This window comes from Pseudomonas sp. KnCO4 (assembly GCF_045344305.1).
Taxonomy (GTDB): Bacteria; Pseudomonadota; Gammaproteobacteria; order Pseudomonadales; family Pseudomonadaceae; genus Aquipseudomonas; species Aquipseudomonas anuradhapurensis.
The window spans coordinates 2277322-2298884 of record NZ_CP174199.1; the positions used below are offsets into that span (position 1 = coordinate 2277322).

At 65.7% G+C, this 21563-nt stretch carries 22 protein-coding genes; 17 read left to right on the forward strand and 5 right to left on the reverse strand.

Annotation, left to right across the window (positions count from 1 at the left end; all coding sequences use genetic code 11):
* Window positions 1-69: 69 nt before the first annotated feature.
* The 4 genes from ACJA3S_RS10670 (at window position 70) to ACJA3S_RS10685 (ending at window position 6052) form a co-directional block, all read left to right on the forward strand.
* Window positions 70-2586 (forward strand): UvrD-helicase domain-containing protein, encoded by a 2517-nt coding sequence (locus ACJA3S_RS10670; protein ID WP_406821799.1) that lies wholly within the window; start codon window positions 70-72, stop codon window positions 2584-2586.
* 184 nt (window positions 2587-2770) lie between these two features.
* On the forward strand, window positions 2771-3697 hold the full coding sequence (locus ACJA3S_RS10675; RefSeq protein WP_406821800.1) for an alpha/beta fold hydrolase: 927 nt from the start codon (window positions 2771-2773) through the stop codon (window positions 3695-3697).
* Window positions 3698-3779: 82 nt separating this feature from the next.
* Window positions 3780-4190 carry a VOC family protein gene (locus ACJA3S_RS10680; protein WP_170029447.1) on the forward strand — a complete coding sequence of 137 codons (411 nt, stop codon included), beginning with the start codon at window positions 3780-3782 and terminating at the stop codon, window positions 4188-4190.
* 182 nt (window positions 4191-4372) lie between these two features.
* A complete protein-coding gene (locus ACJA3S_RS10685) occupies window positions 4373-6052 on the forward strand; it encodes an MFS transporter (RefSeq protein ID WP_406821801.1) in 1680 nt (559 codons plus the stop codon).
* Between the two features lie 129 nt (window positions 6053-6181).
* Here the strand turns inward: ACJA3S_RS10685 and ACJA3S_RS10690 are convergent, their stop codons facing one another.
* Window positions 6182-6751, reverse strand: a complete 570-nt coding sequence (locus tag ACJA3S_RS10690; protein ID WP_406821802.1) for a hypothetical protein — start codon at window positions 6749-6751, stop codon at window positions 6182-6184.
* Window positions 6752-6866: 115 nt separating this feature from the next.
* Between ACJA3S_RS10690 and ACJA3S_RS10695 the strand changes: the two genes are divergently transcribed.
* Genes ACJA3S_RS10695 through ACJA3S_RS10725 form a run of 7 tightly spaced genes read left to right on the forward strand, consistent with a single transcriptional unit; the run spans window position 6867 to window position 13153 of the window.
* Window positions 6867-7544 carry a thermostable hemolysin gene (locus ACJA3S_RS10695; protein ID WP_406821803.1) on the forward strand — a complete coding sequence of 226 codons (678 nt, stop codon included), beginning with the start codon at window positions 6867-6869 and terminating at the stop codon, window positions 7542-7544.
* A complete protein-coding gene (locus ACJA3S_RS10700) occupies window positions 7534-8994 on the forward strand; it encodes an AMP-binding protein (protein WP_406821804.1) in 1461 nt (486 codons plus the stop codon). The genes ACJA3S_RS10695 and ACJA3S_RS10700 overlap by 11 nt, the downstream gene beginning before the upstream one ends.
* A gap of 15 nt (window positions 8995-9009) precedes the next feature.
* Complete coding sequence (locus ACJA3S_RS10705; RefSeq protein WP_406821805.1) at window positions 9010-9690, forward strand: TenA family transcriptional regulator; 681 nt, start codon at window positions 9010-9012, stop codon at window positions 9688-9690.
* Window positions 9677-10483, forward strand: coding sequence for an SDR family oxidoreductase (locus ACJA3S_RS10710; RefSeq protein ID WP_170029453.1), 807 nt, complete (start codon window positions 9677-9679; stop codon window positions 10481-10483). Before ACJA3S_RS10705 ends, ACJA3S_RS10710 begins: the two co-directional genes overlap by 14 nt.
* On the forward strand, window positions 10480-11121 hold the full coding sequence (locus ACJA3S_RS10715; RefSeq protein WP_170029454.1) for a tetratricopeptide repeat protein: 642 nt from the start codon (window positions 10480-10482) through the stop codon (window positions 11119-11121). The genes ACJA3S_RS10710 and ACJA3S_RS10715 overlap by 4 nt, the downstream gene beginning before the upstream one ends.
* Before the next feature lie 2 nt (window positions 11122-11123).
* On the forward strand, window positions 11124-11786 hold the full coding sequence (locus ACJA3S_RS10720; RefSeq protein WP_170029455.1) for a response regulator: 663 nt from the start codon (window positions 11124-11126) through the stop codon (window positions 11784-11786).
* Window positions 11783-13153, forward strand: a complete 1371-nt coding sequence (locus ACJA3S_RS10725; RefSeq protein WP_406821806.1) for an ATP-binding protein — start codon at window positions 11783-11785, stop codon at window positions 13151-13153. Before ACJA3S_RS10720 ends, ACJA3S_RS10725 begins: the two co-directional genes overlap by 4 nt.
* Window positions 13154-13298: 145 nt before the next feature.
* Here ACJA3S_RS10725 and ACJA3S_RS10730 read toward each other — a convergent pair whose 3' ends face one another.
* The gene (locus ACJA3S_RS10730; protein WP_406821807.1) at window positions 13299-13685 is read right to left on the reverse strand and encodes a VOC family protein; all 387 of its coding nucleotides are present in this window, start codon (window positions 13683-13685) and stop codon (window positions 13299-13301) included.
* Between the two features lie 194 nt (window positions 13686-13879).
* Here ACJA3S_RS10730 and ACJA3S_RS10735 point away from each other — a divergent pair, with 194 nt between their 5' ends.
* Window positions 13880-14785, forward strand: a complete 906-nt coding sequence (locus ACJA3S_RS10735) for a LysR family transcriptional regulator (protein WP_406821808.1) — start codon at window positions 13880-13882, stop codon at window positions 14783-14785.
* Window positions 14786-14833: 48 nt separating this feature from the next.
* Here the strand turns inward: ACJA3S_RS10735 and ACJA3S_RS10740 are convergent, their stop codons facing one another.
* Complete coding sequence (locus ACJA3S_RS10740) at window positions 14834-15307, reverse strand: hypothetical protein (protein ID WP_406821809.1); 474 nt, start codon at window positions 15305-15307, stop codon at window positions 14834-14836.
* A 148-nt stretch (window positions 15308-15455) separates the two neighbouring features.
* Here ACJA3S_RS10740 and ACJA3S_RS10745 point away from each other — a divergent pair, with 148 nt between their 5' ends.
* From ACJA3S_RS10745 to ACJA3S_RS10760, 4 genes are read left to right on the forward strand one after another with little or no spacing between them, the layout of a single operon-like run.
* Window positions 15456-16052 (forward strand): paraquat-inducible protein A, encoded by a 597-nt coding sequence (locus tag ACJA3S_RS10745; RefSeq protein WP_406821810.1) that lies wholly within the window; start codon window positions 15456-15458, stop codon window positions 16050-16052.
* The gene (locus tag ACJA3S_RS10750) at window positions 16049-16693 is read left to right on the forward strand and encodes a paraquat-inducible protein A (RefSeq protein ID WP_406821811.1); all 645 of its coding nucleotides are present in this window, start codon (window positions 16049-16051) and stop codon (window positions 16691-16693) included. The genes ACJA3S_RS10745 and ACJA3S_RS10750 overlap by 4 nt, the downstream gene beginning before the upstream one ends.
* Window positions 16677-18317 (forward strand): intermembrane transport protein PqiB, encoded by a 1641-nt coding sequence (locus tag ACJA3S_RS10755; protein WP_406821812.1) that lies wholly within the window; start codon window positions 16677-16679, stop codon window positions 18315-18317. Before ACJA3S_RS10750 ends, ACJA3S_RS10755 begins: the two co-directional genes overlap by 17 nt.
* Before the next feature lie 11 nt (window positions 18318-18328).
* Window positions 18329-18862, forward strand: coding sequence for a membrane integrity-associated transporter subunit PqiC (locus tag ACJA3S_RS10760; protein ID WP_406821813.1), 534 nt, complete (start codon window positions 18329-18331; stop codon window positions 18860-18862).
* Between the two features lie 201 nt (window positions 18863-19063).
* Here the strand turns inward: ACJA3S_RS10760 and ACJA3S_RS10765 are convergent, their stop codons facing one another.
* Window positions 19064-20842 carry a phosphoethanolamine transferase CptA gene (locus ACJA3S_RS10765; RefSeq protein ID WP_406821814.1) on the reverse strand — a complete coding sequence of 593 codons (1779 nt, stop codon included), beginning with the start codon at window positions 20840-20842 and terminating at the stop codon, window positions 19064-19066.
* A gap of 154 nt (window positions 20843-20996) precedes the next feature.
* On the opposite strand from ACJA3S_RS10765, the gene ACJA3S_RS10770 reads away from it, so the two are divergent.
* Window positions 20997-21143 carry a DUF2986 domain-containing protein gene (locus ACJA3S_RS10770; RefSeq protein ID WP_406821815.1) on the forward strand — a complete coding sequence of 49 codons (147 nt, stop codon included), beginning with the start codon at window positions 20997-20999 and terminating at the stop codon, window positions 21141-21143.
* 41 nt (window positions 21144-21184) lie between these two features.
* Here ACJA3S_RS10770 and ACJA3S_RS10775 read toward each other — a convergent pair whose 3' ends face one another.
* Window positions 21185-21553: a hypothetical protein gene (locus ACJA3S_RS10775; RefSeq protein ID WP_406822236.1), complete on the reverse strand. Its 369-nt coding sequence runs from the start codon at window positions 21551-21553 to the stop codon at window positions 21185-21187.
* Window positions 21554-21563 lie beyond the last annotated feature (10 nt).

The following is a 21563-nucleotide window of genomic DNA, read 5'->3' on the forward strand; positions in this document are numbered from 1 at the left end:
CTGCGGTATTCTCTTCGCTTCATCGCCTAATCCCCTGATCTGCAAGCATTCGCTGGCGATTTTTCGCCGATGCGGCGAACATGCCCGCTGATTTTGCTTTTCACCGGAGTGACCGTGGCCCACGAGCAAACCCAGGCCCCAGCCGACCTAACCCCACCTGCCCAGTTACCCTGGTTCCGCCGCCTGGCGGCGCGCCTGCTGGGGCGCGGCCTGACCCGCCTGCGGGCCCAGCACCGTGACTCGTGGTTCCTCGGCCATGTCAGCGGCCAGCGCAGTGGCCATACCGAGGGCCTGCGGGAGGGCTTCGAGCGCGGCCGTGCGGAGGGCTATGAGGCCGGGCGCCAGGTGCTGGTGATCCGTGATACCCGTCCCGCCGTTGACGCCGTCCCGGGGCAGGACGACAACCTGTTCGATGACTGGCGCCTGCCATTGACTGCCGAGCTGAAGAAACGCTTCAAGGCCGATGTCGCCCAGCGCCTGCCTGCCGAGGCCCAGCCCAGTGCCGCGCAGTGGAAGCTGATCTTCAGCGATACGCCCTCCACTTGCGTGGTCGCCGGGGCCGGAGCGGGCAAGTCGACCTCGTTGGTCTTGCGCATCCTGTTGTTGCGCCATTACCTGGGCTACGAGCTGGATGCGATGACCGTGGTCACCTTCACTCGCGAGTCGCGCAAGGACTTCATCAAGCGCCTGATGCAGGTGTTCGCCCTGTGGCAGAGCGACTTGCAGGCGGCCCAAGCCCGCGAGCTGGTGCGCACCTTCCATTCGCGGATCCTGCCGCTGGTGCGCAGCCTGCCGGGCTTTGCCCAGGTACGAGCGTTCGAAACGCTGGGCAACGAGATGCCCGCCGGGCGTGAAGCCGATGCCGAGAGCAACCCGTTCGACCTGCGCCTGAACGACGCCCAGCGCCAGCAACTGAACCAGTGCTACAGCGACTTGTTGGGGACCAGCGCACGTTTCGCCGAACTGGTTGGCCTGTTGCGCAGCGAGGCCCTGCAACTGAAGCCGCTGGACCCCAACAACCCCGAAGTGCAGAAACGTGCGCAGGTGACCCAGCTGGCCGCCCAGCGTGACGAAGAACTGTGTGACGTGATCGAGGACCTGTGGTTCGCCGCCGGTGCCTGGCCGATCAAAGGTATCGAGCCCTGTCGCGAGACGGTCGAGATCCGCGGCAGCCGCTTCCATGTACATGGTCGCCTGGGCGGCGACGGGCCACTGGTCGTGCTGGGCTTCGACCCGGCAGAAAGCGCCCAGTACCAGCGCCCCGGCGCCAAGCTGGCGGTGCGCGCCGAGTGGGCGGTCAAACGTACCCTGTTGCAGGCATTCTGCGACAGGCCGCTGATCTGGCTCGACAACTATGCCATGGCCCGGCGCCTGGCCGCTTCGCTGGCCGGTGATGCGGTGGCCGGCCCCGGTTTCGAATACAAGGTCAAGGGTGAGCTGGCCCCGGCGCCGCTGCTGGACGCCTTTGTCGGCGCCGCCAACTTCATCGAGAACCTCGGCCTGGAGGTCAACCCTGCCGTGGCGGCGATGAGCTTCCCGCCAGGCGACAGCGACGCGTTGTTCTTCGAGGCCCTGGCCCTGTACTGGAAGGCCCTCGAGGCGCACCTGCTGGACCAGTCGCCACCGGTCATGAGCTACAACCGCATGTTCGCGCTGTTCGGCGAGAACAACCCGGAAAACCTGCGGTTGCTGCCTGACCCATTGCTGCGCCCGCTGGCGCACCTGATGATCGACGAGTTCCAGGACGTATCGCCGCAGATCGTCAGCTGGCTGCGCGCCAGCCTTGCCGAGATCCGCCGGCGCGGCCCGGCCATGCACACTGGGCGCAATGCCCGGCATTCCTCGCTGCTGTGCGTGGGCGACGACTGGCAGTCGATCTACGGCTGGCGCGGCAGCTCGCCCAAATACTTCATGGAATTCACCAAGACGTTCCCGTCGCCGGCCAATACACGGGTGATGCTGGTCGACAACTACCGCAGCCAGCAACAGGTGATCGATGCCGCCGAGCACCTGGTCAAGGGCACTCCGGCGATCGCCGGCAAGAAAGCCAGGGCCAGCGGCCCGGCGGCGCAGTTGCCAGGCTCGCCGGTCAAGGTGTTCGACCGTGACGAAGCCGCCTTGGGGGAAACCTTGATCGAGCACTACCAGCGTGGCGAGACGGTCATGATGTTGTACCGCAAGGGCAGCGACAGGGCGCTGATGAACGAGCACCTGCACAGCGTGCTGCAGGCAGAGGCGGCGCTGCCGAGCGAGCAGCGGCGGCTACGCCAGCTGACCTATCACAGCGCCAAGGGCTTGCAGGCCGACGCCGTGTTCATGCTCGGCGACTGCCAGTACCTGACCAGCTCGCCCTACAAGAACCAGGTTTACCGCCAGGCCGGGCTGGGCAAGCCCGGCGATGCGCAACCGTTCGATACCGCGCAGCAGGAAGAGGTACAGCGCCTGGCTTACGTGGCGGTGACCCGTGCGGTGCAGCATTGTTACTGGCACGTCGAAGCGGCCAACGGTGAAGCCGCAGCGCTGCCACGGGCATCCAGCCAGGTGGATGGCAGGCAGGCGTACTTCGAGGACCTGCGCGGGCAATGAGTCGGTGACGGTTAAGTCACGGTCGGTGACGGGCCAGTGGTGGGCATGACGATGCGCCAAGGTGACACGTCGGAGCCCTGCGTGGCCCGACGCAAGGGGGGCCGCTGGCGACAGGACTCGAAGGGGCCAGCGGCGTATTCGGCCTGGTGTGGTCGTGCCAGGCGTCAAGTCAGGAAGCGTACCCATGCGTTCTTCATCGACACCCAAGGATCACCTGCTGGACCTCAACGGCATTGAAATTGCCGTACGTTGCTGGGGGCCTGAAGACGGCATCCCGGTGCTGGCCCTGCATGGCTGGCTGGACAACGCCGCCTCGTTCGAGCGCCTGGCACCGATGCTCGATGGCTGCTTCGTGGTGGCCCCCGACCTGGTCGGCCACGGCCGCTCCGATCATCGCCGCCACGACAGTGGTTATTACCTGTGGGAGCATGCCGAGGACATGCTGGCGGTGACCGAAAGCCTGGGCCTTGGGCAGTTTCATGTGCTGGCCCATGGCATGGGCACCGGCGTGGCATCGTTGCTGGCGGCCATGACCAGCGGCATCGCCAGCATGACCTTCCTCGACGGCATGGGCGCACCGTTCACGGTGGCCGAGGATGACCGCGTCGAGCACCTGGCCCGCGCCTACCGGCTCAAGCGCATGGTCCAGCGTAGCCAGCTGCAGGGCTTCGCCGAGCCCGACGTATGCCGTTTCGAAGACCTGGACACCGCGCTGGAGCAACGTCGCGAACGCCTGGACACCGAAGTGTCGGAAGCGGCGGCGCGGCTGCTGGCGCTGCGCGACCTGCTGCAGTTGGGCGATGGTTATTGCTGGCGCCATGACCCGCGCCTGGTGCTGCCCGAACCCATGCCGCTGACCGAGCGCGAAGCCTGCGAGCTGCTCAGCCAGATCCGCTGCCCGTTGTACCTGCTGTTTGGCCGTCAGGGGGCATTTACCGGTGAGGCCTTCAGCCGGCGCCAGGCGGCCTTGCCCAGCCAGGCGAAGGTGTCGTGGCACCCGGGTGGGCACCACTTCCACCTGGATGCACCGGACCGGGCCCTGGTCGACCAGCTGCTGCGTATCCTGGCCCGCCATGAAGGCGGCGTACTGCAACGCTTGGTCAACGAATAGCGGGATATGGTGGTGGCATGCGCCCGTGGGCTATTGTGGTGGGGGTTACCCCCTGGAAGCCGACCGCCACAAGGAGCCCGGCATGCGCCCATTCGCCATCAAGCACATCGACCATCTGGTACTGCGGGTCAGCGACCTGCCGCGTAGCATTGCCTTCTACACCGAGCTGCTCGGCTGCACGGTCAGCCGCGTGCGCGAAGACCTGGGCATGGTCCACCTGGCCACCGGCACGGCGATGATCGACCTGGTCACGCTCGACGGCCCGCTGGGCCAGCCTGGCGGTGCGGCACCGGGGGCCGAGGGGCGCAACCTGCACCATTTCTGCCTGCGCATCGAGCCGTTCGACGAACCGGCGCTGAGGGCCTACCTGCAAGCCGCGGGGGTGCAGGTGGCACCGGCCGAAAAACGCTACGGCGCCGAAGGCGAAGGGCCGTCGTTGTACTGCTACGACCCGGATGGCAACCAGGTCGAGTTGAAGGGGCCCGTGCTGTAGCAGCGGCCCACAGTGGATATCCCGTCAAAGCCTATTATGCTTCAGTAACCTTGCTGCGATCCGAGGCGGCCTGCCTCGTCGTGCTTCGCATAACCAAAGCAAGCCCCCCAGGGCCTGGGTGCGACGGTGCAACAGCGGATGAGGTGCTCCCGGCCTGCATAACGACAAGACGGAGGCACCCCATGGCGGTTCTCGACGGCACATCCACGGGCAGTAGTGCGCCCCAACGCGGCATCACGCGGGAGGAGCGCAAGGTCATCTTCGCCTCGTCCCTGGGCACGGTGTTCGAATGGTACGACTTCTACCTGTACGGCTCACTGGCGGCGATCATTGCCAAGCATTTCTTCGCCGGGGTCAATGAAACCACCTCGTTCATCTTTGCCCTGTTGGCCTTTGCCGCAGGCTTTGCCGTGCGCCCGTTCGGCGCCATCGTGTTCGGCCGCCTGGGCGACCTGATCGGGCGCAAGTACACTTTTCTCATCACCATCGTGATCATGGGCCTGTCCACCGCGGTGGTCGGCCTGCTGCCCGGCTACGCGACCATCGGCGTCGCGGCCCCGATCATCCTGATCACCCTGCGCCTGCTGCAGGGGCTGGCGCTTGGCGGCGAGTACGGCGGCGCGGCCACCTATGTGGCCGAGCATGCGCCCAAGGGCCGACGCGGCTTCTTCACTGCCTGGATCCAGACCACTGCCACCTTGGGCCTGTTCCTGTCGCTGCTGGTGATCATGGCCTGCCGTACCGCCATGGGCACCGAGGCGTTCGAGGCCTGGGGCTGGCGCGTGCCGTTCCTGCTGTCGATCCTGCTGCTGGCCATTTCGGTGTACATCCGCATGCAGCTCAACGAGTCGCCGGTGTTCATGAAGATGAAGGCCGAGGGCAAGGCGTCCAAGGCCCCGCTGACCGAGTCGTTCGCCCGCTGGGACAACCTGCGGGTGGTGATCATGGCGCTGCTGGGCGGCACTGCCGGGCAGGCGGTGGTGTGGTACACCGGGCAGTTCTATGCGTTGTTCTTCCTGTTGCAGATGCTCAAGATCGAGCCACAGACCGCCAACCTGCTGATTGCCGGCTCGCTGCTGATCGGCACGCCATTCTTCATCTTCTTCGGCAGCCTGTCCGACCGCATCGGCCGCAAGAAGATCATCATGGCCGGGTGCATCATCGCCGCGCTGACCTACTTCCCGATCTTCAAGGCCCTGACCCAGTACGGCAACCCGGACGTGTTTGTCGCTCAGGAACAGAACCCGGTGGTAGTGGTGGCCGACCCTGGCCAGTGCGCGTTCCAGTTCGACCCGGTGGGCAAGGCCAGATTCACCAGCTCGTGCGATATTGCCAAGAGCCTGCTGGCCAAGCGGGCCATCCCCTATACCAACGAAGCGGCCGAGCCTGGCAGCGTGGCGCAGATTCGCATCGGTCAACGGGTACTGCCAAGCTTTGACGGCAGCCGCCTGGCAGCGGCCGACTTCAAGGCGCAGAGCGAGGCCTTTACCGCCACCCTGAGCGGCGCATTGAAGGAAGCGGGCTACCCGGAAAAGGCCGACCCGGCGAAGATCCATTACCCGATGGTGCTGTTGTTGCTGACCCTGCTGGTGATCTACGTGACCATGGTCTACGGGCCGATCGCCGCCTGGCTGGTAGAGCTGTTCCCGGCGCGTATTCGCTACACCTCGATGTCCCTGCCTTACCACATCGGCAACGGCTGGTTCGGCGGTTTCCTGCCGACCGTGGCGTTTGCCATGGTGGCGGCGACCGGTGATATCTACTATGGCTTGTGGTACCCGATCGTGATCGCGTTGATGACGGCGGTGCTGGGCATCCTGTTCCTGCCGGAGACCAAGGACCGGGATATCCATCACGCCTGAAGGTTGAGGCTACCCGTAGCGGCCTCTTCGCGGGCTTGCCCGCTCCCACAGGGATACCACTGTGCCTGAGGGCAGTGAGTTACCTGTGGGAGCGGGCAAGCCCGCGAAGAGGCCGGCATAGTCAACCCATCAGTCGAAGTAGCCACGCAACCCAAAGGCATACCCGGTATCCACCCCGGCAGCCTCGCCCCGGCTCCAGCGCTTCTTCAACACGAACTCGAAGGCCGGCTCATAGAGCCCGTCACGCACCAGCGCGCCCGCCAGCACCTCCACGTCATACCAGCCATTGTCCAGTTCGATGATCGGGCGCCCCGGTACCTGGTAGCGCGCCATCAGGTCGCCGAGTGTCTTCGCGGTGAAGTGTTGCAGGATGCGCCAGGTGTACAGCATCAGTACACCGTGTTCGACCCGCAGCACATAGCCGTTGCGGCAGTGCTTGAGGCGGCTGCCGGGTTCACGCAAGGCCGGGGTGTGGTGGCCCAGGGTGAACAGAATGCGGTAGGGCAGGTTGTCGACCCCTGCCAGCGGCAGCACGATGCCTTCGCGTACCGCCTGGTCGCCACTGTCGCCGTGGGTGAACGCGTGGGCCAGGTCGTCGGGCAGGCCATGTTGCAGCTTGAAGCGCTCGAGCAGCTGGATATCGCCAAGCAGAAAATAGTCGACCAGGTCGTTGAGCACTTCGCTGAATTCGTGGCGCATCTTTCTATTGTTCCTTGTGGGTGCGCTTGCGGACCCTGGCAACTGTAGCACTTCAGATTGGCTTCAGATTTGCCGCCGATACTCCCCCTCGACACCTACTTGAAGGGGGACAGCTATGACCCAGGCAGACAGCCCCAGCCTGTTTCCGCTGGCGATCGGTAGCCACGGCGACCGGCTCGCCCATTTGAGCCTGAAACTTTCGGGTGAGCCAGGGCGCGACGAGCTGGAGCAGTTCATTCACGCCCGCTTTGCCTGCGCCCACCATGCCGATGTGCAGCATTACCTGCCCGAACTGCTCGGCCTGCACGACAGCCACGGGCGCTTGCTGGCCGCCGTTGGTATCCGCCTGGCCAGCACCGGCCCGACCTTTATCGAGCGTTACCTGGATGAGCCGCTGGAGGTCGCCGTGACCCGGCTGGCGGCCAACCCGGTGAGCCGTGCGCAGTTGGTCGAAGTGGGAAACCTGGCGGCGCTCAGCGCCGGCAGCGCGCGGATCATGATCATCGCCGTGACCTGGTTGCTGGCTACCCGCGGCCTGCAATGGGTGGCCTTTACCGGCGCCGCGACCCTGGTCAACAGCTTTCATCGCCTGGGCCTGGTGCCCACGGCATTGGCCATGGCCGATCCTGGTCGGCTGAATGGCGACGCCGACAGCTGGGGCAGTTACTACGCGCAGCACCCGCAAGTATACCTCGGCAGCATCGGCTACGGTCATGCAGCCCTGGCCCGCGGCGGTGTGTTCGAACGACTGGGGTTGCCCAGCAGCGTGCCGGAGGCTGGCCATGCCGCATGAATGCCAGCTGTTCAAGGAAGTGCTGCAACTGCATGCCCGCCACCGGGGGGCGCAACCGGCGCTGCTGGGGGCTGCCGAGCGCTTCACCTATCGCCAGTTGCTGGATGAGGTCGAACAACGCCAGGCCTGGCTGAGCGCGCAGCCGCCGGGCACTTTCGTCCTGGCCCTGGAAAACGGGCCACACGCGCTGCTCTGGGACTTGGCTGCGCTGTTCGCAGCGCGCCCCATCGTCATCCTGCCGGCGTTCTTCAGCAGTGCCCAGCGCCGCCATTGCCTGGCGCAGAGTGGCGCGGTGCTGGCGCTGGCCGACGAGGCTTTCGCAGACGACCTGCAGGCCTGCGGCTTCACTGCCGGCGAGCGCTTCTGGAGCCGCCCGCCGAGCGCGGGCGTGAGCTTGCCCGCAGGCACTGCAAAGATTACCTACACCTCCGGCAGCACCGGGGCACCCAAGGGGGTCTGCCTGAGCGCCGAGGCCATGCTGCGGGTCGCGCGCGAACTCGAGGCCGCCAGCCGCCCGACAGCGCCGACCAGGTACCTGGCAGTGTTGCCGCTGGCGGTACTGCTGGAAAACCTCGGCCTGTATGCGGCCCTGTTGGCCGGGGCGAGCATTGTCCTGTACCCGCAGGCGCAGCTGGGTTTGCGTGGCGCCAGCCAGGTCGACTTCAAGCAGCTGCTGGGTGCCATTGCCTTGAGCGGCGCCGAGAGCCTGATTCTGGTGCCACAACTGCTGCTCGGCCTGGTCACGGCCATCGAGCGTGGCCTGATGCGGGTAGGCCCGTTGCGCTTCGTGGCGGTCGGCGGGGCACGGGTGGCGCCGAGCCTGCTGGCCCGTGCCGAGGCAGTCGGGCTACCGGTATTCGAAGGCTACGGCTTGTCCGAATGTGCCTCGGTAGTGTGCCTCAACCGCCCCGGCGCCAGGCGCCCGGGCAGTGTCGGCCGGCCGCTGCCGCATGTGCAGGTACGCATTGCCGAGGATGGCGAGGTGCAGGTGGCCGGCTCGGCATTGCTCGGCTACCTGGGTGAGCCCGCGTTCAACGCACCCTGGTTGTCGACCGGTGACCTCGGGCACTTCGACAACGACGGTTTCCTCTTCCTGGCCGGGCGCAAGAAGCACCAGTACAGCACCAGCTTCGGGCGCAACGTCAACCCCGAGTGGGTCGAGGCCGAGCTGACCCAGGGCGGGGTGATCGCCCAGGCCTTCGTCTACGGCGAAGGCCTGGCCCACAACCTGGCGCTGCTCTGGCCGCTGGACCCGCTCGCCGATGACCACACGCTCGAGCAAGCCGTGCGCCAGGCCAACGCCGGGCTGCCGGACTACGCCCGGGTGCATGCCTGGCGGCGCCTGCCCGAACCGTTGAGCGCTGCCCGGCAAACCCTGACCGCCAACGGCCGGCCGCGCCGCGAACAGATCCTGCGGTGCTACCACAGCTTGTTAACCGACCTTCAATGACCCACGAGGTTTGCCATGTTTTTTTTCGATAGGCTGCAACAGGAAACCGCCGACGAGCGTACGGCATTGTTCAATGTCCCGGTCATCCGCGACGCGCTGGCCGGCAAGGCCAGCCTCGAGGCCTATGTGGCGTTTCTGACCCAGGCCTACCACCATGTGCGGCATACCGTGCCGCTGATGATGGCCTGCGGAGCGCGTTTGCCGACGCGGCTGGAGTGGCTGCGCGGCGCAGTGTGCGAGTACATCGAGGAGGAGTACGGCCATGAGCGCTGGATTCTCGATGACATCGCCGCCTGTGGGGGCGACCCGCTGCAGGTGGCGAGTAGCCGTCCGGCATTGCCGATCGAGCTGATGGTGGCGTTTCTCTACGATCAGATCGCCCGTGGCAACCCGGTCGGGCTGTTCGGCATGGTCAACGTCCTCGAAGGCACCAGCATTGCCCTCGCGACCCAGGCCGCCGGGACCCTGCAGGGTAGCCTCGGCCTGCCGGACCGGGCGTTCAGCTACCTCAGTTCCCACGGCGCGCTGGACCAGGACCATATGGCCACCTACCGTGGCCTGATGAACCGCCTGGAGGACCCCGAGGATCATCAGGCAGTGATCCACGCCGCCAAAGTGGTGTATCGCCTGTACACCGCGATGTTCGAAGGGCTGCCGCATGCCGCGCAGCAGGAGGCCCAGCATGCGCCTGCCTGATTGCGTGGCGGTGCTCACCGGTGCCAGCGGTGGTATCGGCCTGGAACTGGCAGACCAGTTGTGCAGCGCCGGTGCGCGGGTGCTGGCGGTCAGCCGGCAGAAGGGCAAGCTGGCCGAGCTGATGGCACGCTACCCGCAGCAGCTGTACTGGCAGCAAGCCGATCTGCGCAGTGCCGAAGGCCGCCGCGATGTGCTGGAAGCGGCCCGGGCGCTGGGCTACTGCAACCTGCTGATCAACGCAGCCGGCGTCAACCGCTTCGCCCTGCTCGAACAGCTGGACGAAGCCGCCCTGGACGAGCTGTTCGATCTCAACGTCAAGGCCGCCATCCAGCTGACCCGCCTGTTCCTGCCGCTGCTGCGCGAGCAGCCCAGTGCGCTGGTGGTCAACGTGGGGTCGATCTATGGCTCGATCGGTTACCCCGGCTATGCCACCTACTGCGCCAGCAAGTTCGCCTTGCGCGGTTTTTCCGAAGCGCTGCGCCGCGAGCTGGCCGACACCTCGGTCAACGTGCTGTATGCGGCACCGCGCACCACCCGCACGGCGATGAACAGCAGTGCCGCGCAGGCGCTCAACCAGGCCTTGAAGGTCGGTGTCGACGACCCGCAGGACGTGGCCCGCGCGGTGCTCGACGCGGTGCAGGCGGAGCGCAGCGAACTGTATCTGGGCTGGCCGGAAAAACTCTTCGTGCGCCTCAACGGCATGTTGCCGGGCGTGGTCGACCGCGCCCTGCGCAAGCAACTGCCGCTGATTCGCCGCTACAGCACCTGGCACAACAAGGAGTCGAGCAAATGAAACGTCTGTTACTGGCCAGCCTGCTGGCCATCGCCCCATTCACCTGGGCCCTTGACCAGAATGGTACCCAGCAGCTCGCTGCCATTCAGCAGCGCTGGGCGGTGATTCGCTATGAATTGCCCGAAGCCCAGCGTGCCGGGGCGTTCGAGGCCCTGGCGGTACAGTCGGCAGCGCTGGTGCGTCAGCACCCGGGCGCGGCCGAGCCATTGATCTGGGACGGCATCGTCAACAGCAGCTGGGCGGGTGCCACCGGCGGGCTGGGGGCGCTGGGCAAGGTCAAGGCCGCCCGCGCCAGCCTGGAACAGGCCCTGGCCGCAGACCCCAAGGCGTTGCAGGGCTCGGCCTACACCAGCCTGGGCGCGCTGTATGACCAGGTGCCAGGCTGGCCGCTGAGCTTCGGCGACCAGGCCAAGGCCGAGGGCCTGCTGCGCCAGGCACTGGCGATCAACCCCGACGGCATCGACAGCAATTACTTCTGGGCTGACCATCTGTACCGGCTCAAGCGCTATGATGAAGCCCGCGCCGCCCTGCAAAAGGCCCTGCAGGCACCGCCCCGGCCAGGCCGGGAACTGGCTGACCAGGGCCGGCGCGGTGAAATCGATGCTTTACTCAAAGCGATCAAGGACAAACAGGATTGAGCATGCGCCTGCTGCTGGTGGAAGATGACGTTGCATTGGGGGAGGGGATCTGTGACGGCCTGCGCCGCGAGGGCTATACCCTCGACTGGCTGCAGGATGGCGCCAGCGCCTTGCACGCGCTGTGTCACGAGGCGTTCGACCTGGCCATTCTCGACCTGGGTTTGCCACGCCTGGATGGCATCGAGCTGTTGCGGCGCCTGCGCGCCGCCGGCAACAGCCTGCCGGTGCTGGTGTTGACTGCGCGCGACGCCACCGACGACCGTATCGCCGGGTTGGACGCCGGTGCCGATGACTACCTGGTAAAGCCCTTCGACCTCAACGAGCTCAAGGCCCGCCTGCGGGCCTTGCTGCGCCGCAGCAGCGGCCGTGCGCGGTTACTCATCGAGCACGCCGGGGTGTGCCTGGACCCGGCCACCCAACAGGTGCACTACCAGGGCCAGCAGGTGGTCCTCACGCCCAAGGAATACCTGCTGCTGCACGAGCTGCTGGCGCAGCCGGGCAAGGTATTCACCCGCGAGCGCCTGACCCAGTTGCTGTATGGCTGGGATGAAGAGCCCGAGAGCAACACCCTGGAAGTGAACATCTACCATTTGCGCAAGAAGCTCTTCAACGGGCTGATCCGTACCGTGCGCGGGATCGGTTACCTGGTGGAAGGCAAGGCATGACCTCGCTGCGCCAACGCACCCTGTGGCGGGTGATGCTGCTGTTGCTGCTCGGCAGCGGTCTGCTGGCGTTGTACAACTACCATGACAGCCGCCACGAAATCGCCGAGGTGTACGACGCCCACCTGGCGCAGAATGCCCGGCTGCTGCAGGGCATCATGAGCCTGCCGGTGCAGGAGCAGAGCCGTGGCGAGTTGTACCGCGCCTTCGATGAGGCGCTGAGCAAGGCCGGGCGGCACCGGGTCGGGCATCCGTACGAGAGCAAGCTGGCCTTCCAGGTATGGGCCGACGATGGCACCTTGCTGGTACATACGCCCAGTGCCCCGCAGCTGCAGCAACCGCCCCGGGCACCAGGGTTCGCCGATGTGCTAGCGGGTACGCAACGCTGGCGCAGCTTCGTCCTGCCGGTGCCGGAGAAGCGCTGGGTGATCTGGGTGGGTGAACGCAGCGACGTGCGTATCGACCTGGTCGAGCGCATCGTGCGGCATACGCTGCTGCCATTCCTGTTCGGCAGCCTGGCCCTGGCCCTGCTGGTGTGGGCGGCTATCGGCTGGGGGCTGCGGCCGCTGCAGAACATGGCCAGGGTCATCCGCGCTCGCCACGCCGACTCACTCGAACCCCTGCAACTGGTGCCACTGCCGAAGGAACTGGAACCGATGCAGGCCGCAATCAACCGCCTGCTCGGGCAGATCGGCGACCTGCTGAGCCGCGAGCATCGCTTTATCGCCGATGCGGCCCACGAGATGCGCACGCCCCTGGCGGTCCTGCGCCTGCATGCGCAGAACGCCCTCAATGCTGCCAGCAGCGCCGAGCGGGACAAGGCGCTGGGCTTTCTCATGGGCGGTGTCGACCGCCTCGCCCGGGTGGTCAACCAGCTGTTGACCCTGGCCCGCCTGGAGCCGCGACCCGGTCGGCGTGACTGGCCGCAGGTCGACCTGCAGGCGCTGGTGGCCGAGACCCTGGCCGACCTGACCCCGTGGATACTGGAGCGAGGGCTCGAGCCTTCGCTGGAGATCGCGGCTGGCGACTACCCGCTGCATACCGACGCCGGCGCGCTGGGCATCGCCTTGCAGAACCTGGTGACCAATGCCGTGGATCATTCGCCGCCGGGCGGGCGCATCACCGTGACCCTGCAGCGTGAAGGGCAGGCGCTATTGGTCAGCGTCGACGACGAAGGGCCGGGCATCGCCGTGGCCGACCAACAACGCGTGTTCGAGCGTTTCTACAGCAAGGGCTCGGCCAATGGTGCCGGCCTGGGGCTGTCGATCGTCAGCACCATCATGACGCGCCTGGGCGGCAGCGTGCAGTTGCGCAACCAGCTGCCGCACGGGCTGCGTGCGACCCTGCGGCTGCCGGTAGCGCCTGGCTAGCCGCTAGGCTCTGTACGAAAAGCCTTGATACTTGTTCATGCTGCGTTGAAAACAGCCTCGGAATGCTCATGTACTCCAGTACACTCCGCTTCCTCGGCTGTTTTCGCCTTGCCTGACCTGCGTCTCAAGACTTTTCATACAGAGCCTAGTGCTTCTGGGCAATCTGGATCAGGTTGCCACAGGTGTCATCGAACACCGCCACGGTCACCGGCCCCAGGGCGGTGGGCGGCTGTGTGAACTGCACACCTGCGGCGCACAGCCGGGTGTACTCGGCCTGGATGTCGCGCACGCCGAACGAGGTGGCAGGGATACCGTCCTGCTTGAGCGCCGCCTTGTAGGCCTTGGCCGCCGGGTGCGCGTCGGGTTCCAGCAGCAGTTCGACGCCGTTGGGGTCGTTGGGGGAGGTGAGGGTCAGCCAGCGGTGCCGGCCCATGGGGATGTCGTGCTTGGGTTCGAAACCCAGTACGTAGTGATAGAAGGCCAAGGCCTTGGCCTGGTCGTCGACAAGAATGCTGGTGACCACGATCTTCATAGACACACACCGTATGCTTGGGGCCGATGAATATCAGTAAAGACGGTTGGGGGTAATTGACCAGCGCTACCCCCACGGAAAACCTGTTCAAGCCATAGGTAAATCCTTCATCACCCGTCGCCCATCAGTCAGTAACCAAGGGTAAAGTGTCGGCATGATTCCCGTGCGCCGAGGCCGGCGTCAAAGAGGTACCCGTGGCTGCCTATACCCTGCGACAACTCAAGTATTTCGTCACCACCGTGGAGGCCGGTAGCGTCGCCGAGGCTTCGCGCCAGCTGTACATCGCCCAGCCGTCCATCTCCACGGCGATCAAGAGCCTGGAGGAAAGCTTCGGCGTGCAGCTGTTCATCCGCCACCACGCCCAGGGCGTGTCGCTGACGCCGAGTGGCAAACGCTTCTACGCCAAGACCAAGTCGCTGCTGCAGATGGCCCATGAGTTCGAGCAGAACGCCCTGGCCGATAACGACACCGTGGCCGGGCAGATTGACATCGGCTGTTTCGAAACCGTGGCCCCGCTGTACCTGCCGCGGCTGATTGCCGGCTTTCGCCAACGCTACCCGGGGGTGGACATCCGCTTGCGCGATGGCGAACAGCAGGACCTGATCCAGGGCCTGACTGCTGGCACCTTCGACCTGGCATTTCTCTACGACCACGACCTCGACGGCACCATCGAAGCCGAACCGCTGATGCCGCCGCAGAAGCCCTATGTGCTGCTGCCCGAGCAGCATCGCTTTGCCGGCCAGGCCCAGGTGTCGCTGCGCGACCTGTGCCCCGAGCCGATGATCCTGCTGGACGTGGCCCCGAGCCGCACCTACTTCGTCAGCCTGTTCAACGAAATGGGCCTGACGCCGAACATCGTCTTCAGTTCGCCGTCGATCGAGATGGTGCGCGGCATGGTTGGGCAGGGCTTCGGTTTTTCCTTGCTGGTGACGCGCCCGCACTCACCGTATACCTACGACGGCCAGCGCCTGGCGATGGTGGATATCGCCGAGCCGGTCGCGTTGTCCGGGCTGGCGGCGGCATGGTTGAAACGGGTGCAACTGACCAAGCCGGCTCAGTTGTTCGTCGAATTCTGCCGGGAACAGCTGGCCACATTCTGACCCGGGCGCGCCCTGCCGCCTGTTGCCGGGGCTGGGCATGCCGGCTGCTCAGGGGTTGACCTGATAGCCGCGCCCCTGCAGACAACCGGCGTAGGCACTGGCGTGGGCTTGTGCCTGCGCTTCGCCCTGGCCACGGCGGTCCTGGCGGCGCTCCTGGCGCTGGCGCATGCCGCCGACGGCGGCACCAGCGGCGGCCACCTCGCCGGCCCGGTTCTGCCGGTACGCCTGCTTGGCATCGTCACTGGCCCGGTCATACAGCGCTTCGTGCTGGTTACCGCGCACTTGCGCGCCCGCCGCACCGGCAACCGCACCAGCGGCGGCACCCCGCACGCGGCCACCGACATGCGCATCGTTGGGCGTCGCGGCGCTGTTCGCGGCGTTGGTCGCCACGGTGTTGCAGTCGTTGATATCCAGCTGCATCTGCTGGCTGCTCTGGCCCTTGAGCGGCACCACCGACTGCGCCAGGGCGGCCGGGGCCACACACAGCAGTACCAACAGGTAACTCCACGTCGACCTACGCATGTGACACCTCCAACGGGCGGGATCCCGACTCTCAGAATAGTTCGCCGTGGCCGAGCGGATGGCAGTTTTGCCCAGATGGGCTAAACCGGATATCAAATATTGTTCGCCTGCGCATCCCGGCCTGAATCCCGCTACCCGTGGAAGCACCATGAGCCAGACCCAGCACCTGATCATCTGCGAATACTGCGACACGGTGTATCACCGTGCGCCGCTGCTCAAGCATCAGCGCGCCCTGTGCCAGCGCTGTGGCGGCGTGCTGTACCGGTACACCTCGCTGACCATGCAGCAGCGGCTGGCACTGAGCGTGACGGGCGGCATACTGCTGGTGTTCGCCAATTTCTACCCGGTGATGACCATCGGCATGCAGGGGCTGACCCATTCGGCGACATTGTGGGACTCGGTGCAGATCCTCAGCCACGGCAGCATCACCTTCATCGCCCTGGTCATGGCCTTGTCCATCATCGTTGCACCGGTGCTGCAGATCGGGCTGTTGTGCTGGCTGCTGGGTTTTGCCCTGGCTGGCCAGCGCGCGCCCGGCTTTGCCCTGTGCATGCGCAGCCTGGAAGGCCTGCGGCCGTGGAGCATGCTGGAGGTCTGCCTGCTGGGGGCGCTGGTGGCGGTGATCAAGCTGGCCGGCTTGCTCGAAGTGATCCCCGGCATCGGCCTGTTGGCCCTGGCTGCACTGAGCATGCTGATCATTCATGTCGCCGGCAAGGACATCCGCGACCTGTGGGACCAGCCATGAACACCCCGGCCAGCGCCGATGACCTGGGCTTGTGCCTGTGCCATGGCTGTGGCCAGGCCTGCCCGCTGGGCAGTGGCGCGCACACCTGCAGCCGCTGCGGTGCGCCCATTCATCGGCGCAAGAGCAACGCCATCGGCCGCGGCTGGGCCTTTCTGCTGGCTGCGCTGATTTTCTATATCCCCGCCAACCTGCTGCCGGTGATGCACACCGAGATGCTCGGCAGTGGCAGCGAAAGCACCATTGGCGGTGGGGTACTGGAATTTTGGGAGGCCGGGGCCTGGGACATCGCCCTGATCATTTTCATTGCCAGCGTCGGTGTGCCGGCCATCAAGTTCTTCTCGCTCGGCCTGTTGCTCTACACCGCCCAGTGCGGTTCTACCTGGGCCTGCCGGCAACGCTCGCAGCTGTACCGCTTCGTCGAGCTGATCGGCTACTGGTCGATGCTCGATGTGATGGTGGTGGCGCTGGTGGCGGCGTTGGTGCAGCTGCGTGGCCTGGGCACCATCGAGCCGCGGGTGGGCATCCTGTTCTTCGGCATGGTGGTGGTCCTGACCATGCTGTCTGCGATGAGCTTCGATCCACGCCTGATCTGGGATCGCCATGCCAACGAGGGGGACCGCATTGATGGGGCAGCAGACTGACAACCACGATGGTGCCGGGCAGGTCGAGGTACGCACCCGGCGCTGGAACGTGTCGCTGGTATGGATCGTGCCGATCGTGGCGATCCTGATCGGTGCGTCGCTGGTGGTGCGCAACTGGATGCAGCAGGGCCCGGTGATTGCCATCGCCTTCCACACCGGGGAAGGGCTGGTGGCACACAAGACCCAGGTCAAGTACCGCAGCGTGGTGATTGGCGAAGTGACCACGGTGGACCTGGCCGACGACAAGAAGAGCGTGGTCGCCAAGGTGCAGTTGTCCAATGACGCCCGTGCCTTCGCCACCCAGGGCGCGCGTTTCTGGGTGGTGCGGCCACGTATCGGGGTGGGCGGTGTTTCCGGGGTGGACACCCTGCTTTCGGGCAGTTTCATCGGTGCGGATGCCGGCGAGTCGAAAGTGCCGGAGAAGTCGTTTGTCGGCCTGGAGCTGCCACCACCGATCACCTATGACGAAAAAGGCAAGCGCTTTGTGCTGACCGCCAGCGACCTCGGCTCGCTGGATGTTGGCTCATCGATCTACTACCGCAAGATCCCGGTGGGCGAAGTGGTGTCGTTTGCCCTGCAAGGCGATGGCAAGGGTGTGGAGATCGGCGTGTTCGTTCAGGCCCCTTACGACAGTTTCGTCACCGCCGATACGCGTTTCTGGAATGCCAGTGGGGTCGACATGCAGATCGGTGCCAATGGCCTCAAGGTCGATACCGAGTCACTGTCGTCCATCCTGGTGGGCGGGCTGGCCTTTGGCTCGCCCGACTTCGCCCCGCAAGCCGAACCCGCTGCCGACCAGGCGCGCTTCCAGCTGTTTGCCGACCGTGACACCGCCCTGGCACCGCCCAATGGCCAGGCGCAATACCTGCAGTTGCGCTTCGACCAGGCCATGCGCGGCCTGTCGGTGGGCGCACCGGTGGAGTTCAAAGGAGTGGAATTCGGCCGGGTGACGTCGATCAAGCTCGACTACGATGCGGCCCGGCAGGCCTTCCCCGTGGTGGTCGATGCCGTGGTCTACCCGCAGCGCCTGGGGCCGGTGCACCGCAAGATGCTGGCGGTGTTCAAGCACAGCGAAGGCGACATGGACGGCGCCCGGCGGCTGATCGGCACCTTCGTCGAACATGGGCTGCGGGCCCAGGCCCGCAGTGGCAACCTGATCACCGGGCAGATGTTCATTTCCCTGGACTTCTACCCGGATGCGCCCAAGGTCGCGTTCGACAAGACCGCCGACCCGATCACCATTCCCACCCTGCCCGGCAGCCTGGAACAGTTGCAGGAACAGCTGCAACGGGTGGTCGAGCGCATCAGCAAACTGCCCTTGGAGAGCATCGCCAGCAACCTCGATGGCAGCCTGCGCGAGCTGCGTGCCAGCCTCAAGCAGTTCAATGGCCAGACGCTGCCGGAGGTGCAAGTAGCACTGGACGAGATGCACAAGACCCTGCGCACGGCCAACTCGGCGATTGCCGAAGACTCGCCGCAGCGCGAACGGATGGGTGAGACCCTGGACGAACTGGAGCGCATGTCACGTTCGCTGCGTGACCTTGCCGATTACCTGGGTCGCCACCCCGAATCGCTGATTCGCGGTCGGCCGAAAGCGGCCGGGGCCGCGGGCCTGGAACCCTGAGGAGAGCGTCGATGCAACGACTGCGCAATGTATGTGGGGCCGGGCTGCTGGCACTGCTGTGGGGCTGCAGCACGCCAAACAACTATCACACCTTGGTGCCCAGCGAGCCGCTGCGTGACGGCGGCCAACGCATCCAGGTGGCCAGGGTGGCAGTGCCGCCGCAGGTAGACCGCCCGCAATTGGTGGTACGGCAAGGGCAGAGCGGCCTGGCCATTCTCGAGACGGAGTGGTGGGGGGCCAACCTGGTGGATGAATTGCGCAGTGCCCTGCAAGACCAGCTGGGTGGACCGGTGGGTAGCAGCAAGGCGCTGCTGCGGGTGGACGTGCAGCGCTTCGACATGGTGCCAGGGCGCTACGCCTCGCTGGAAGCCCTGTGGCGTCTGAGCCAGCCGGGGCGGGCAGAACTGACCTGCCGCACCTCGCTGCAAACGCCAGCGGACAACAGCATCACCAGCCTGGTCAATGCCCACCAGGCCAACCTGCGCAAGCTGGCCGAGGCCGTGCGAAGCAGCGCCCGCCAGGGGAGTTGTAGCCAGCCGGCCTGACTGAAGCGAGGTTGAGCTTGTGCAAGCTGCTGTCTTGCCCAGGATCTAGCGGCTTGCCCGATCTTGTGGGAGCGGGCATGCCCGCGAACACCGGCACAGCCAGTGCCATCTAGCGCGCCGCCTGCTTCGCGGATAAATCCGCTCCTACAGGGGCTACGTTAGCCTGGCCTTGTGTCGCGAAAGGGGCGCAATTACCCATCGTCAGTTCGGGCCTGCACCGTTCTGCGCCTGGCTGTTGCTGACCGTCTCCTGCACCCGCTCGGCCTTGTCCTGCGGCAGGCGGTCGAACTCGCGCAGGCCATCCTTGCGGTACGGGTCGCCAATCCAGCGCGGTGCCACCACGAACTGCGGGCTCACCAGGCTCTTCGCCGGCTCGTAGCGGTCGTAGCTCAACCCGGCGAGGTCGGACAGGGTGTGGATCAGGTGCGAGCTGCTGTAGGGGCGGTCGGCCATCGCCTGCAAATCGCGCGGGTGCTCGGCCCGCCAGCTTGGCGAGGTCCACAGCAGGAACGGGATGGTGTACATCGGCCGAGTCGGCGCGCCTTCATTGCGCCCCAGGCGGTCGTGGTTGCCGGAGCTGTACACGTCCTCGCCATGGTCGGACAGGTACAGCAGGAAACCATTCGGGGTGGTGGCCGAATAGCGCTTGATCAGGCTCGAGACCACGTAGTCGTTGTAGCGCACCGCGTTGTCGTAGAAGTTGTAGGTTTCCACCTGCTCGGGCGTCAGCACGCCGGGCGCGCCCTGGCGGTCGGTGAAGTGCGCGTAGTCGTCCGGGTAGCGGTAGCGATAGTCCATGTGCGTACCCAGCAGGTGCACGATGATGAACTTGTTCGGCGCCGGGTCTTGCAGGGCCTTCTCGAACGGTGCCAGCACCACGTCATCGTACTGGCTGGCATTCTGGTTACGCTGGTTGTTCAGGTAGACCGGCGCGTCCGTCTGCTGCGAGAAGGTGGTCAGCATGGTATTGCGCTTGGTCATGGTCTGCTGGTTGGTGATCCAGAAGGTCTTGTAGCCGGCCTGCTTCATCAGGTTGATCAGCGACGGATCGGTGAGGAAGCGGTCCGGGTTCTGCTCGTCGCCGAAGGTGAGGATCTGCTGCATCACTTCGATGGTGTACGGGCGTGGCGACACCACGTTGCGGAACACCGTCAGGCCCTCGTCGCTGGCCGCCAGCGCATCGAGGTTGGGCGTGGTGTCACGGTTGTAGCCGTACAGGTGCATGTGCTCGCGGGTGGTCGATTCACCCAGCACCAGCACCAGTGTGCGTGGCGCTGCACCGCTGCTGTCCTGCAGGTTCTGCAGGGGCGGCAGCGCGGCATTCTGGGCCAGTAACTGCTGCATGTTGTCCAGTTGCTGGCGGTACTGGCGGTAGCCGACCAGCAGTTGCCAGGGCACGGCCGGCTCCATGCGCTGCTGGACCTTTTCTGCCGCGTCGGCAAAGCTGCGTTGCTGGGTGACCATCTGTTTGTAGAACGGATACACCAGGTTGGCCAGCAGCAACAGGGCGACCACCGGCAGGCGGCTGCGCAGCGGCAGGCGTACCGGGCGCACGCGTTTCCACAGCAATACGGCGACCAGCGTGTACAGCAGCAGTGCCAGGCCAAGCCAGGCGCTGAAGTACTGGCTGAAGTACTCACCGGCCTCGGCGGTGTTGGACTCGAACATCACGAAGATCACGCTTTGCGAAAACTCCTGGCGATAGATGCCGAAGTAGCTCAAACCTACCAGCGACGCGGCCCACAGAACCAGGCCGATGACCGCGGCCGTGGCGCGGGTGAAGCGCGGCAGCAGCAGTACCGGGGCCAGCCACAGGCTGCTGAGGAACAGGGCGTCGCGGAAACCGGCGAAACCGGTGGTGCCGCTGAACAGCAGCAGCGCCTGGGTCACGCCCGAGAAGTACCAGAAGAACAGCAGGAGCCAGCCCAGGCCGGCCCAGTCCACGCGCTTGGGCGAAGAAGGGGATGGAGTGTGTGACACGTTTGCCTCGTCGTACCTTGGCGGCCAGTGGATCTGTGCGGCGCCGGAAAGGGCGTGACGCTAATCTGCCGGGTGTGAAAATAACGTCAACGAGGTGTTGGCCCAGGCAAGGTATGATGCATCCAGCCAAACCGCACTGACAGGTCGAACGAGAATGAACCGTCGCAAGAAGATCAAGCAGCTACTGCAGGCGCATGCCAAGAAGGCCAGCGCGAAACTGGCGCCGCGCAAGCCAAAGTACATCTGCAAGGCCGACCGCCTGAAGATGGCAGCCGAGGCGGCGGCGGATACCGCCAGCTGAGCAACCAGCGCAGCCGTCAAGGCCGCGCCAGTTGCCACGTATCACCGGCGGTAGTAACGATAATCGTCGTGGTAGCGCTGGTGCATGGCCCGCTCATGGCGGCGCTCCCAGTCCCGGCGGCGTTCCCAGTCACGGCGATATTCCCAGTCGCGCCGGCGCTCCCAGTCACGTCGGGCCTGCTCGCGGCGCCACTGTTCGCGGCGCCAGTCGCTTCTGTGGTCATGCCAGCGATCGTCACCATGGGCCAGCAGCGTGGCCGGCTGCTCGGCGGCCGCACCGGCCAACTTCGCCCAGGGGTTGCCGGCCGGCTGCAAGGGGGATTGCACGGCCGGGGCAGCCGTCACGGACGCTTTCACGGGGGTTGCCGATGCCGTGCCCATCGCCGCCAACGAGAACAGGCCGAGCAGCATCCACCTTGCG